We start from the raw sequence: 13,282 nt of genomic DNA on the forward strand, positions 1-13,282 counted from the left end.
TATAGAAAACATGAAGAAGATTATAGTAATCATAAGTTTGATCCTGTTGAGTCAGTATCAGGCGAAGACCATTAGAGACAGTGCATACATTGCCCCGGAAACCTTTGGCAGATTCAATTTTGATGATGATTGTGATGCCTGTGGCTGTGCGGCAGGAAACGGATCTTCCGGCTTTGAATCTCTGCTGAATCCACAGTTTGTTGGAATCAAATACTTTGCCCAGCATTACAAAGCCAAAGAAAACTTATTTGTAAAAGATCTTACGCAGGATCAGTATTTCAATACCCTGCAGCTTTGGGGAAAGATTCCGGTGACGAAAAAACTGAGTGTTTATGCAAGCCTGCCCTTCCATTTTCATGAGAAGAAAACGATGCAGGGAGATATCAAAATAAATGGGATAGGAGACCTGAACCTGATGGGAATTTATCAGCTGATGAGTTCTAAAGATAATTTCCATCATCTGAGCGGAGGCTTGGGCGTGAAAATTCCTCTGGGAAAGTTTGATGAAAAAGGAGCATCCGGAGTTAACCCAAGTTTTCAGCTGGGAACAGGAAGCTGGGATTATCAGGCCGCTTTGAATTATAAATTTCAGAAAAATAAAGTGGCAGTATTGGTCAATACGGATTATACCGTCAAAACAGAGAATAAGAAAAACTACCGATTTGGAAATCAGTGGAACTACGCTGCAACGGGCTTTTATCAGGTCGCAGGAAATGAAAAATCTATTTTTTCTGTAAAAACAGGAGTTCAGGGAGAAGTGTATGCTCAGAACAAACAGTTTGACGAAGCATTGCCCAATACTGCGGGAAGTGCTTTGTATGGGAAATTAGGATTTGAAGCTTCTTATAAAAAGCTGAGTCTGGGAAGTGAAATGATGCTTCCCATGTACACCCATCTTGCAGGAGGAGATATTGAAGCAAAATCAAGATTCAGTATTTTCCTGAATATTGGAATTTAAAGTGTACCCTCAATAAAATCATGTTAAAGCTCCTCCGGGAGCTTTAATTGTTTATCAATCATGATTTTAGTTGGGTATTAGGAATAATTATTTATCTTTGCCGGAATTTGGTGAGCCGTAAAAAGCTCTTAAAAGGGAATCCGGTGAAAATCCGGAACAGACCCGCTGCTGTAAGCTCCACACCAAAGTTTTTGAAAAATATATCCACTGTTTTTTTAATGGGAAGGATTTCAAAAATGGAGTAAGTCAGAAGACCTGCCAGACAATAATCGTTTGACGCTTTCGTGGAATAAAGCTTAGGACATCAATGATTCTGTGCAGTGACAGCTGTGCTTTGTCGTTGTATTCTTATATCCATTAGCGTCTTCATGATACTAAATGAGCTAATGGCGGCAAAATTAACTACTTCTGCAATTCATAAAGCTGTTTTCACAATATTGGTGATCACATCTCAACTTTTGTCTTCTCAAGCCAGGAAAAAAGACAGTCTTCAGGAAGAGACCATTAAAGGAATCAATCTTTATAAAAAGAATTTTAAAGAAATCATTCCGGCACAAACCATGCAGGGGGAAGTGCTTGAGAGACTGAACAGTCATTCTGTAGCTGATGCACTCCGGTATTTTTCAGGAGTTCAGATCAAGGATTATGGTGGGATAGGAGGTTTGAAAACCATTAATATCCGAAGTATGGGAAGCCAGCATGTGGGAGTTTTCTATGATGGAATTCAATTGGGGAATGCGCAAAACGGACTGGTGGATCTTGGAAGATATTCATTGGATGATCTGGAAGAAATATCATTATATAATGGACAGAAAAGTGAAATTTTTCAGCCAGCAAAAGATTTCGGATCCTCAGGATCCATCTATTTACAGCCAAAAACTCCTGTATTTAAAGGAACGAGAAAGACCAATCTCGTGATAAGGACAAAAAGTGCTTCCATTGATCTCTTTAATCCGTCATTCCGGTTGGAGCAGAAAATTTCAGACAGGATTTCTGCCAGTTTCAGCGGAGAATTTATGCAGAGTGACGGGATTTACAGATTTAGGTATGCAAAGAAATATCCTGACGGCCAGCAGGCGTATGATACTATTGCAAAGAGACAGGATTCAGATATTAAAGCAAAACGCTTTGAAACCTCTTTCAACGGAGCTTTAAATAACGGAAGCTGGAATATCAGGGGATATGGTTATATTTCGGACCGTGGGATGCCGGCTCCTATTGTCAATGGTCGTTTTGGAGGAAGAGGGGCAAGACTTTACGATGAAAATTATTTTGTGCAAGCCAACCTGAGAAAAAAACTGTTCCCGAAATTTGAAACACAGCTGAAAGCAAAATTCGCTTACGATTATACCCATTTTATGGATACAGTTCGTTCGCAGTCTATTATTCATACCGATAATACCTATATCCAAAGAGAACTTTACCTTTCCTCATCGAATATCTATTCAATTACACCCAATTGGGATGTCAGTCTGAGTGGAGATTTCCAGTATAATAATCTCGATGCTAATCTGGATAACTTCTCTTATCCTACACGTTACACCACATTGGTAGCATTGGCGACAACGTATCAGTGGAACAGGCTCAAAATCCTGGGAAGTCTTTTAGGAACTTTTACGTTTGAAGAAGTAAGAAAAAACAAAAGACCGGGAGATGCCAGAGAGTGGACACCTGCCGTTTTTATGAGCTATCAGCCTGAAAAAATTCCTGAGCTTACCCTAAGGGCATTCTATAAAAGAATTTTCAGGCTTCCAACCTTTAATGATCTGTATTATACCAATATCGGAAACACTTACCTGAAACCGGAGTTTACCAACCAGTATGACCTCGGATTTACCTATCAGAAGAATTATAACAACCGTTTCTTTAAAACCTTTTATGCTAAAGCAGACGGCTACTACAACAAAGTACAGGATAAAATTGTAGCCGCTCCTAACGGAAGCATGTTCCGATGGCTGATGATGAACCTTGGAATGGTGGAAATCATAGGAGCTGATGTCAATGTACAGACCGAACTTCAGCTGGGAAAAGTAACCTTTAGACCTTTACTTTCCTACACTTACCAAAGCGCAAGAGATATGAGTGATCCGGAAGATACCTTTTATCGCAATCAGATTCCTTATACACCATGGCACAGCGGATCTTTCAGCCTTATGGCAGATTACAAAGACTGGAGCTTCAATTACAGTGCGATGTACGTAGGAGAAAGATATGATGTGAATCAGGACAATATTCAGTACAATTATGTGCAGCCCTGGTATACTCACGATCTGTCAGTTCAGAAAAAATTCAACTGGGCGAATCATCAATTTAAAGTAAGCCTTGAGATGAATAATATTTTCAATCAATACTATGATGTTGTTATCAATTACCCTATGCCCGGAAGAAACTTTAAACTTATTCTAAACTTCACTTTATGAGAAAAATAAACTTTTACTTTTTATTTCTGGTATTAGCTTTTCTTACCTCATGCCGTACAGATGATATCATCGTCCGCCAGGAAGTGGTAGAAGGACTTCCTTCAGAAAATACTGCAATAAAGGGGTTTTATATGCTCAATGAAGGGAATATGGGAAGTAATAAATGTACCCTGGATTTTTTTGATTATACCAAAGGAACCTATTACAGAAATATCTACGCAGAAATCAATCCCAATGTGGTAAAAGAGCTTGGAGATGTAGGAAACGATATTAAAATCTACGGAAGCAAACTCTATATTGTTGTGAATGTTTCCAACAAAATTGAAGTTCTGGATGCCAAAACGGCTAAACGTATTACGTCTATTCCCTTGCAGAACTGCAGATATCTTGCCTTCAAAAATGGAAAAGCTTATGCCAGCAGCTATGCCGGCCCTGTAGCGATTAACCCGAAAGCACCGAAAGGAAAAGTGGTGGAAATTGATACTACTTCTCTTTCCATCCAGCGCGAAGTGGTGGTAGGATACCAGCCCGAAGAACTGGAAATTGTAGGGAATACATTATTTGTAGCCAATTCCGGAGGATACAAAGCTCCCGATTATGACAATACGGTTTCCGTAATCGATCTGAACACTTTTACAGAACTCAAAAAAATAAATGTTGCCATTAACCTTCATCACATTAAAAAAGACAATTATGGCGATCTGTATGTAAGCTCCAGAGGAGATTATTATAATGTTCCTTCCAATCTTTATATAGTGGATGCAGCAACAGGAACTGTCAAGAAAAACTTTCATCTCTCAGTCAGTGAAATGACAATTGTTAATGATAAACTCTATTTCTATGGCAATGAATTCAATTACAATACCCACAGCTATAAAAAATCATTCGGAATCATTGACGTGAAAACAGAAGAAATAATCGCCAACAGAATTTTTGACAAAGAGTATGAAGATGCCATTAAAACGCCTTACGGAATTGCAGTAAACCCTATCACAGAAGATATCTATATGACAGACGCAAGAAATTATGTTTCGATGGGATTTGTGTACTGTTTTGATAAAAACGGACATTTTAAATGGAAAACGGAAGGTGGAAATATCCCTGCCCACTTTGCTTTTTTATATAAATAACCAAATGTTAAGAAATGAACAGAAATAGCTTTACTTATTTAAAAATCGGATTTTTATCATGTTTCCTTACAGGAGTAGTAGCCTGTAAGCACGATGATGAAGACGAATTTACATTTAACGGTCTTGATGATTCTTATTCCATAGAGCGTTTTAAAGTGTTGAGTATTCCGACCCACGCATCAGGATCGGTTACATGGAGTATCAATGATTCTATTATTTCTCAAAACTCAGAACTCGAATTTATCAGTCCGAAGGCAGATGCTTATCCTTTGACTTTAAAGATTAACAGTAAAGGAAATGAGCAGGTTTATCATTCTAAAATAATCGTTACCAAAGAAAAAATACCATATAGTAAATATATTGCCAAAGTATTGGAATTTCGTCCTGCTGTAGGACAGTTTATGAATGAGATCCCGGAATACTTACCCGGAAATACAGCAGCAAATATGCTTCAGAAAGCAAATGAATCTTTGGTAGGAGGTAATTCTACCATGATCAGCCTGGGCGGATATGGCGGATATGTAGTTTTCGGTTTTGATCATACGATTCCCAATTTGAATGGAAGAGATTTTAAGGTGCTTGGCAATGCTTTTTTTGGGAATGATGCCAGTGAACCTCGCTCAGGATCTTGTGAGCCGGGAATTATTATGGTAGCCTACGACAGGAATAAAAATGGAAAACCGGATAACGATGAATGGTACGAAATTGCAGGCAGTGAATACTTTAAAAATACAACAGTAAAAGACTACAGCATCACTTACTATAAGCCTGATGAGAATAAAATACCCATACCCGGAACGGAATTCTGGCAGACAGATATACAATATATCAAATGGAATGACAATCTGGGAAACCAGGGATTTAAAACGAAAAATACGTTTCACGTACAAAGCTATTATCCTTTATGGTTTACAGAATCTTCTTACAGTTTTTCAGGAACCAGGCTTGCTAATAATTTCTTTGATCAGAGCGGAGACGGATCCTATTGGGTAGGAAGATCATATGAGTTTGGATATGCAGATAATGCGCCGAATAATGATGATGCTTCCAATATTGATATTTCATGGGCAGTAGACAGAAGCGGAAAATACGTAAAACTTCCGGGAGTTGATTTTATGAAAATATATACAGGGGTCAATCAGGAAGCCGGCTGGCTGGGAGAGGTTTCTACAGAAGTGGCAGGAGCCTACGATTTACACTTCAAATAAGTCAATAATACAATCTATTTAAATTAATAAAAATGAAAAAGTTTTATCTTTTTATGATGCTTTTTCTGTTCGCATGCGTATCGAATGCACAGATAAAAGTTCAGGGTGTACCCCGAAATGACATTTCAGGGACCAGTAAACTTAATACCACCACGATCAGTTTTTCTGATATTCAGTATTGGGTAGGATCAGGAACCAACCAGGCTGCTTTTGTAGTACAGTGGAATGACAGTAAAAATCCTGATACCATGGTCTGGGGGTATAAGTGGGATGGAAATGCTACAGGGGAGGATATGCTGAAAGCTATTGCTAAAGCAGACCACAGACTGTATACACTGCTATATCAGGGAACGCAGTTTGGATCTGCAGTCGGAGGGATAGGTTTTGATCTTAACGGCCAGGGTACCAATGCTCTGATCAAAAGTGGAAATACCACGTATCCATTATATCCGGTGAATGGTTTTGTCAATACGACAGCTTACGATTTTGACAGCTATACTATTGTAGACGCAGCTAATGATCACTGGCAGTCCGGATGGACGGTTAACGGATACTGGGCTTATTGGGTAAAGAACCCGACGGATGCGGATTTCGGATATTCCAGTGTTGGAGCCTCTTCACGGACTTTGGTAAATGGTTCATGGGATGTCTGGAATTTTAATGTAGGATTTAATGATACTCCAATTTCCTCTACCATGACTCCGGTTTCTCCGTATGTAGCCTCTAATAACTTTGCCAATGGCTATTTCATGGTGAACGAAGAATGGTTTGGTCATACCAATGGTTCTGTAAATTTTATTGATAATAACGGTCAGATCAATTATCGTGTGTACAGTAATGTAAATAATAATCAGGCTTTCGGTGCGACTACACAATATGGAACGATCTACGGGGATAAATTTTACTTTGTGTCAAAGCAGGCTGCTGACGGTGGAGATACTCAATATACTCCGGGAGGAAGGCTGGTTGTTGCCAATGCACAAACTATGCAGAAACTTGCCGGTTTTAATAACATCGGAGGAGGTGACGGAAGATCATTTGTAGGGGTAAACGAACATAAAGGGTATATAGGAACTTCTACAGGGATTGTTCTGTTTAATATCGACAATTTGCAGGTAGGTTCTCTGATTACCGGAACCGGAGGTAACGGACAGATTGGAAATATGATCCGTACTTCACAATATGTTTTTGCAGTGAAACAAGGTGCAGGAATTTTAGTCATTGATCCGAATACAGATACGATAGTGAGTACTATTGCAGGTGGGTTTTATTCAGTGGTTCAGGCTAAAGACGGAAGTGTATGGGGAGTTCAGGATCAGAAACTGATCAGCATCAACCCTGTCACTTTTGCGACACAGGTTTATAATATCCCTACTACTAAATATATTGGTGACTGGGGAGCATGGAACGCCGGCAGATTTACAGCAAGCAACAAAGAAAATGCATTATATTGGATCAATTCCATCAGCAGCTGGAGTTCAGGAACACAGATTGTGAGATTTGATGTTACCACCAAGACATTTAACGAAAATTTTGCTGCAATTCCCGGTCAGACAGGACAGTTTAAACAAATTCCTTACGGTGCAGCTCTTCGTGTCAACCCAATTACCGGAGAATTGGTTCTCAATACAACAGAAAGCGGCTACGGAGCACATTATCAGAAAAACTGGATTCATACCTATGATATGACCGGGGCTCTTATCAATACCAAAACATTGAATGACTACTATTGGTTTCCTGCACTGACGGTGTTTACCAATAATTCAGTTCCTGCTGTAAGTAATATTTTACCTTCACAGGTTACAGTAGGAAATACAACTTCGATCGATCTGAAATCAGTAATTTCTGATGCAGACAACATGACAGTATCCGTTGTAAAATCTATAAAATCAAACAGCAGTCCTACGGTTGTCTCTGCTGTTATTAATAATAATGATGAGCTTGTTTTGACGCCGCTTGCTTCAGGAACTTCTGATATTGTGATCCGCTTTAACTCAAACGGTAAGTTAGTGGAGAAAACGCTTGCGGTAACCAGTACAACATCAACTTTAGCTACTGCTGAGGTGAAGAAGCTTGAATTCAGTATTTATCCGAATCCGGTTACTGATATCCTTACTCTTAAAACACAGGAGAAAATCCAGAATGTTTCTATTTACGATACTTCAGGAAGAGTAATCAACACACAGTTGAATAATGGACAAATTAATGTAAGTACGCTTCCGAAAGGGATTTATATTTTGAAAGCTGTGACAGATAAAGCAGTATATCAGCAAAAACTGATTAAAAACTAATACTATCGCAGATAGTTAATCTTGTTAGTCTGACCCTGGCCGTAATTGGCCAGGGTTTTTTATTGGACTTGGAAAATACTGCAGATATGATAACAGTTTGGTATATAAAACCCGGCAAGCCTTTAGGCTTGCCGGGTCTGATTTATAATGCATCTTGTTTTACTTGATGATCACCTTTTTAGAATATGTTTTTCCTTCTTTTGTGGTAATGTTCAAGATGTATACTCCTTGTGGCTGTTTGGATTCAAATGTATTTGAGGTCAGCTTGGAACGGAATACTTCTTTTCCTGAAGTATTGGTGAGTGTTACCTCTGAACCTTCTGCTGAAACATTTTTGTCAAGAGTAAACTGTCCGTTTTGACTGTGAGCCATGAAATTGATGAATGGATCTTTGTACTGATAAGCGTAGTATACTCTAAGCTCACCACCAATATTCAATAACCCTGAGTTAACATTAATCTTAATACGGTCAAAAGGAATATTCATTGTCAGTTCAATTTCTCCTTTGCTTGGGTCGCCGGCTCCAATGTTGATCAGTTTTGTGGCAAGACTTGTGTAATCGTTGTTGGAAACATCTCCATTAAATGTTTCAATAGAAACACCGCCCAATACCTGAGCAGACAGAGGAGTTCCGTTTGAACCAATGGCAAGAACAAGCTTGTTGGTATTGTTTGCGATATTGGTAGTAGGGAAGATCAATGTCTGCTCTGTTCTCGCCAGAAGCCCTACTGAAACTTGTAAAGTAGAGTAGTCATTCTCATTGCTCCCTACAGCATTCTGTGGATTCAACACACCACAACCAAGACATACTCCAAGTACCTGATTGGTCTGACTGCTTGCATAGGTTTTTACAATCTGTGCATAAGATACTGCACTTGTTAAAAATAGGAATGATGCCAGCATTGCAGCTTTCACAGTGCGGCGGCCAAGTAATAAATAAGTTTTCATATGTAGAAAAATTTTGGGTTTTAGCTTTTTTGTAAATTTATAAATAAAATGATTATGTTGTTTATTTTATTTCATATTTATGTGATTTGTTAATAATTTGTTGATATTAGTAATTATGGATTTGTTTTATTTAAATTTTTTTTAAAAATATTTCTATAAATACCAATACGAAAAACTACGGCAGGCTATAAGCCCGCCGCATTTTTTTGTTTCCTGCCAAATTATTTGATTATAATTTTTTTGGAATATGTTTTTCCTTCTTTAGTCTGTATGTTCATTATATAAACACCTTCAGACTGTCTTGACTCAAATGTATTTGATTTCAGTGCAGAGCGGAATACTTCCTTTCCTGAAGTATTGAACAAAGTGATCTCGGATCCCTCTAAAGAGACGTTTCCGCTAAGAGTAGTCTGTCCGTTCTGACTGTGCGCCATAATATTGATTAAAGGATCCTGGTAAGCATAATAAATTCTGAACCCTCCACCAAGGCTCAGGACACCGCCGGTTAAGCCTATTCTTACTCCATCATAAGGTTTTGTCGGTTTAAATTCAACCGTACCTCTGTTGGGAGTTGCTCCCAGTTTAAGCAGGCTTACATCTATTGTTCTGCGGTCTTCATTTGAAGTGCCGCCGTTCATCGTCTCAAGGGTTACCCCGCTCAGTAATTGCACAGATAAAGGAATATTGTCTGTTCCGATTCCTACTACCAATCTTGTATCTGACCTGAGATCAGGAAAGGTCAAAGTCTGCTGAATACCACCTAAAAGAGCAGTACCCAATACCATTGTTGAATAATCATCTTCGTTGTCTCCGATAGCATTCAAAGGATTGTCTACACGACATCCGAGACATGCCACTCCAAATACGCCTGAATTTTGTGCATGGGCGTAAATTCTGTTCTGAGCCAAAGACATTGTACCGGTTGAAAAGAAAAATAAAGCCATCAAACCGGCTTTAAAGGAGAATTTGTTTCTCAAAAGTAGATTGAATTTCATGTTATATATTTTAAAATGAATAGTTTTATTCAAATGTAAGGATTAATGGAAGAAATAGGAAATAATATTTCCAATATCAGTGATATTTTTAATGAAATTTAATACAGCTTTCTCGTTGAAAATGAAAATAGCATTATCGTTTTGATTAATGGAATTATAATTGAGAAGGTTATTAGGGGGCAGTCTCAAAAGCTGGGGGAATATTGTATTTATGGAATTTAAACTAACGCAAAGTTTTTAGCCTCTTATCCCATATTTTCAAGGGGGCAAAGGATGGAATGAATTTCATTGATTCTTTCTAAGCAAATACATATCCACTAAGCTTCTTAAGCGACAAAGTCGTACTTCTTAGCTTTCTAGAATAAAACATTTGAATCATTTTTCTTTGCGATTAAAAAATGACCTGTCGGTTCAATAAAAGTATAGATTTTGTACTAGCCCCCAACTTTTGCGCTTGATTCAAGAATCACCAAAAAGAATAGTAAGAAACGAAAAAAGGACTTTCGAAAAAGTCCTTTTGTAGCCCGTAGGGGAATCGAACCCCTCTTACCAGAATGAAAATCTGAGGTCCTAACCGATAGACGAACGGGCCCTCTATCTTCCATTGCCAAGGCAATGTGTTAGCTTTTGTTTTGATAAGTATCAACTCTTATTGTAGCCCGTAGGGGAATCGAACCCCTCTTACCAGAATGAAAATCTGAGGTCCTAACCGATAGACGAACGGGCCGGTTAGTTATATTTATAGCTTTAATACGCTCTTTAAAAAAACACTGATGTTATACAGTGTTTTTTTAAGATGTAAGTAGCCCGTAGGGGAATCGAACCCCTCTTACCAGAATGAAAATCTGAGGTCCTAACCGATAGACGAACGGGCCGGCTATATTATTACGCTAATTTATTAACGTGCTTTGTTAATTTGCTTTTTAAGTTAGCCGCTTTGTTTTTGTGGATAATGTTTTTCTTAGCTAATTTATCCAATAAAGCGATAACTTTTGGCAATTGTTCTGTAGCAGCAGCTTTGTTCTCTTCATTTCTTAAAGCTTTTAAAGCTGTTCTAGCAGTCTTGTGATAATATCTGTTACGAAGTCTTCTAGTTTCGTTTTGTCTGATTCTCTTTAGTGCTGATTTATGATTTGCCATATCGTTTAAATGTGAGTGCAAAACTATAAACTTTTTTTTAAACTACCAAATTATTTTTTAAAAAAATTAATTTTCTTCTGAGAGGTACTTTCTAAGTTTATTTATTGCCTGTTCTATTTTTAAATTTTCCTGTTCTTTTTCTAATTTTTTGATCGTATTTCCCAGCATGATCAGTGCGTTGTTCCATTCTCCAGTGGTATTGGTGAAAGTAAGTCCGTCAATTGTTACTTCAAAAGCAACCCTTTCTCCAGTCCTGTAAAGTCTGAAACTGATTTTATCATCTCTGCCTGTAATCCCGTCTTCATTGATTTGTAAATCATAACTTTTTGGGTTAGAGTGGATTTTCTTAAAAAGCAATTTCGCTTCTTGTATTTTTAAATCCGGCATGATATAAAATTTGATAGTCTGCAGCCAGCTACAAACATGATTTATAAATAATTTTTTTTCACCTGTGTCACCATATGGTGTGACCCATTATGGTTAAAAATTTTTTGCAAATATAATGCTTTTGTCAGATATAATGTAAACAGAATCTCTTTTTAAAATAAAAGCAATTGTCTTTTTTATCGAATATGATTCTTCTTCAGTATATTATAATGATATGTTATGCATTGTTTATATGTATTTGCCACTAATCGGGAAAAAATTCTTTTTCAAGATCAAAAGTAAATATAATCTAATCAATTAGCTGTTGAAGCAATTAAAAAACCTTTAACAAATCTGTTAAAGGTTTTTAACTGTAGCCTATAGGGGAATCGAACCCCTGTTGCAAGAATGAAAATCTTGAGTCCTGACCACTAGACGAATAGGCCAAATTTTGAGGTTGCAAAAGTAAAAATTAACTTTTAAACTTCAAAATTTATTTAGAAATTATTTATATACTTTTTGTATCACTGTATTTTTGATGCCTTTAGCTTCAAGTTCCTTTTGAAGTTTTACAGCATCTTCCAGTGTGTATACTTTTCCATAGGTATAATAGAATACACCGCTGTCTTTTTCTCTTTCCACATCTTTCAGGTTCTGAAGAATATAAGAATTGCCATTCAGTTTATCACCGGAATAGACTTCTATTGTATAATACCCCATGCTGATTCTCTGGTTAGGCATGAATCCTACGGCAAAAGCATTTCTAAATCCTGCGTCCTTGGCCGTTTTAAGATTAATATCCTTTACAGAGGCCATATTTGTTACAGCATAGTAATATTTATATTGTCCGTTTTCTTTAAGAGTCAGGATATAATTCAATCCTTTAAGAGCAGGGTCGTTCTCATTATACTTTGTAGGTGAGCTCATCAGTAAAATTCTGAAATCATTTTTCAGAGGAACCTCTGCCGGTTTTTCAGGTTCAGGTTTTCTAACCGCAACAGAACCTCCTGATTTTCTGTCAATCGCTTTCTTATAATCGATAATTGCATTATAAATACTTTCTGCAATTTCAGTCTGCCCTTTGTCGGATGCTATATAATGGCTTTCCTCAGGATGATTGATAAAACCTGTTTCAATCAGTACAGAAGGCATGGCATTCATACGGAGAACGTGAAGGTTTTTCTGAAATACTCCTCTGGAAGACCTTTTATCTTTATTGACAAAATTATCTTCAACCAATCCTCCTAAAAGAAGGCTGGATTCAAGATATTTACTCTGCTGAAGTTTCAAAGCAATTAAAGATTCCGGTGAATCCGGGTTGTAAGATCCAAAGGTCTGCTTATCTTTTTCGTCCAGAAAGATCACATCATTTTCTCTTTTGGCTACCTCAAGGTTTTCATTATTCTGGTTAGGTCCCTGTACATAAGTTTCGGTACCATACGCTGTAGGTCTTTGTGAAGAATTACAGTGAATGGAAACAAAAAGGTCTGCCTTGCTTCTGTTGGCAAGATTCGTTCTGTCGGATAGAGATGGATATTCATCGATTTTACGGGTATATATTACTTTGAAATCCCTGTTTTTTTCTAACATCGCACCTATCTTTAAGGTAATAGCAAGGGTAATGTCTTTTTCTGCGACTCTTCCGATGTCTGCGTAGGTCCTGTTGGCCCCGTGATCACTTCCTCCGTGTCCGGCATCTAAAACGATAGTGAACTTCTTCTGAGAGAAAATAAAGTTACTGGCAAGGATAAGGAGAAATGATAAAATTATTTTAAAATTTTGTTTGTGCATCTTACAGTTATAAAAATTATATTAATTTTGGGCCT

Annotated in this window: 10 protein-coding genes, 4 tRNA genes and 1 riboswitch; of the genes, 5 read left to right on the top strand and 9 right to left on the bottom strand. The window is 37.6% G+C overall.

The annotated features are described in order from the left end of the window. The first annotated feature begins 10 nt into the window (after positions 1–10). From CRS_RS17490 to CRS_RS17510, 5 genes are all read left to right on the top strand, one after another. Positions 11–958 carry a transporter gene (locus CRS_RS17490; RefSeq protein WP_142725298.1) on the top strand — a complete coding sequence of 316 codons (948 nt, stop codon included), beginning with the start codon at positions 11–13 and terminating at the stop codon, positions 956–958. A gap of 91 nt (positions 959–1,049) precedes the next feature. Continuing rightward, positions 1,050–1,236: riboswitch (cobalamin riboswitch) on the top strand. Positions 1,237–1,344: 108 nt separating this feature from the next. Next, positions 1,345–3,378 carry a TonB-dependent siderophore receptor gene (locus CRS_RS17495; RefSeq protein WP_142725299.1) on the top strand — a complete coding sequence of 678 codons (2,034 nt, stop codon included), beginning with the start codon at positions 1,345–1,347 and terminating at the stop codon, positions 3,376–3,378. Next, complete coding sequence (locus CRS_RS17500; RefSeq protein WP_142725300.1) at positions 3,375–4,508, top strand: YncE family protein; 1,134 nt, start codon at positions 3,375–3,377, stop codon at positions 4,506–4,508. The genes CRS_RS17495 and CRS_RS17500 overlap by 4 nt, the downstream gene beginning before the upstream one ends. 14 nt (positions 4,509–4,522) lie before the next feature. Continuing rightward, complete coding sequence (locus CRS_RS17505; RefSeq protein ID WP_142725301.1) at positions 4,523–5,716, top strand: cell surface protein; 1,194 nt, start codon at positions 4,523–4,525, stop codon at positions 5,714–5,716. A 32-nt stretch (positions 5,717–5,748) separates the two neighbouring features. Beyond that, the gene (locus CRS_RS17510) at positions 5,749–8,007 is read left to right on the top strand and encodes a DUF5074 domain-containing protein (RefSeq protein ID WP_142725302.1); all 2,259 of its coding nucleotides are present in this window, start codon (positions 5,749–5,751) and stop codon (positions 8,005–8,007) included. 159 nt (positions 8,008–8,166) lie between these two features. Here CRS_RS17510 and CRS_RS17515 read toward each other — a convergent pair whose 3' ends face one another. The 9 genes from CRS_RS17515 to CRS_RS17555 form a co-directional block, all read right to left on the bottom strand. Further along, positions 8,167–8,955 (bottom strand): T9SS type A sorting domain-containing protein, encoded by a 789-nt coding sequence (locus CRS_RS17515; protein WP_142725303.1) that lies wholly within the window; start codon positions 8,953–8,955, stop codon positions 8,167–8,169. Between the two features lie 221 nt (positions 8,956–9,176). Further along, a complete protein-coding gene (locus CRS_RS17520; RefSeq protein ID WP_142725304.1) occupies positions 9,177–9,950 on the bottom strand; it encodes a T9SS type A sorting domain-containing protein in 774 nt (257 codons plus the stop codon). Between the two features lie 520 nt (positions 9,951–10,470). Next, positions 10,471–10,542 (bottom strand) — tRNA-Glu (locus tag CRS_RS17525). Positions 10,543–10,605: 63 nt separating this feature from the next. Next, a tRNA-Glu gene (locus CRS_RS17530) sits at positions 10,606–10,677 on the bottom strand. 76 nt (positions 10,678–10,753) lie between these two features. After that, a tRNA-Glu gene (locus CRS_RS17535) sits at positions 10,754–10,825 on the bottom strand. 10 nt (positions 10,826–10,835) lie between these two features. Next, complete coding sequence (gene rpsT, locus CRS_RS17540) at positions 10,836–11,090, bottom strand: 30S ribosomal protein S20 (RefSeq protein ID WP_002983073.1); 255 nt, start codon at positions 11,088–11,090, stop codon at positions 10,836–10,838. Between the two features lie 66 nt (positions 11,091–11,156). Continuing rightward, positions 11,157–11,477 (bottom strand): hypothetical protein, encoded by a 321-nt coding sequence (locus CRS_RS17545; protein ID WP_047380487.1) that lies wholly within the window; start codon positions 11,475–11,477, stop codon positions 11,157–11,159. Positions 11,478–11,830: 353 nt separating this feature from the next. Continuing rightward, positions 11,831–11,902 (bottom strand) — tRNA-Glu (locus tag CRS_RS17550). A gap of 58 nt (positions 11,903–11,960) precedes the next feature. Continuing rightward, positions 11,961–13,247, bottom strand: coding sequence for an N-acetylmuramoyl-L-alanine amidase (locus CRS_RS17555; protein ID WP_172617103.1), 1,287 nt, complete (start codon positions 13,245–13,247; stop codon positions 11,961–11,963). Positions 13,248–13,282: the final 35 nt, after the last annotated feature.

Source organism: Chryseobacterium sp. ON_d1, from assembly GCF_006829085.1.
Classification (GTDB): domain Bacteria; phylum Bacteroidota; class Bacteroidia; order Flavobacteriales; family Weeksellaceae; genus Chryseobacterium.

What these genes read in the sequence shown, in the direction of transcription:
- CRS_RS17500 (WP_142725300.1), top strand. Translation starts at nt 3,375, where the DNA reads ATGAGAAAAATAAACTTTTACTTTTTATTTCTGGTATTAGCTTTTCTT.
- CRS_RS17495 (WP_142725299.1), top strand. Translation starts at nt 1,345, where the DNA reads ATGGCGGCAAAATTAACTACTTCTGCAATTCATAAAGCTGTTTTCACA.
- CRS_RS17520 (WP_142725304.1), bottom strand. Translation starts at nt 9,950, where the DNA reads ATGAAATTCAATCTACTTTTGAGAAACAAATTCTCCTTTAAAGCCGGT.
- CRS_RS17510 (WP_142725302.1), top strand. Translation starts at nt 5,749, where the DNA reads ATGAAAAAGTTTTATCTTTTTATGATGCTTTTTCTGTTCGCATGCGTA.
- CRS_RS17515 (WP_142725303.1), bottom strand. Translation starts at nt 8,955, where the DNA reads ATGAAAACTTATTTATTACTTGGCCGCCGCACTGTGAAAGCTGCAATG.
- CRS_RS17545 (WP_047380487.1), bottom strand. Translation starts at nt 11,477, where the DNA reads ATGCCGGATTTAAAAATACAAGAAGCGAAATTGCTTTTTAAGAAAATC.
- rpsT (WP_002983073.1), bottom strand. Translation starts at nt 11,090, where the DNA reads ATGGCAAATCATAAATCAGCACTAAAGAGAATCAGACAAAACGAAACT.
- CRS_RS17555 (WP_172617103.1), bottom strand. Translation starts at nt 13,247, where the DNA reads ATGCACAAACAAAATTTTAAAATAATTTTATCATTTCTCCTTATCCTT.
- CRS_RS17490 (WP_142725298.1), top strand. Translation starts at nt 11, where the DNA reads ATGAAGAAGATTATAGTAATCATAAGTTTGATCCTGTTGAGTCAGTAT.
- CRS_RS17505 (WP_142725301.1), top strand. Translation starts at nt 4,523, where the DNA reads ATGAACAGAAATAGCTTTACTTATTTAAAAATCGGATTTTTATCATGT.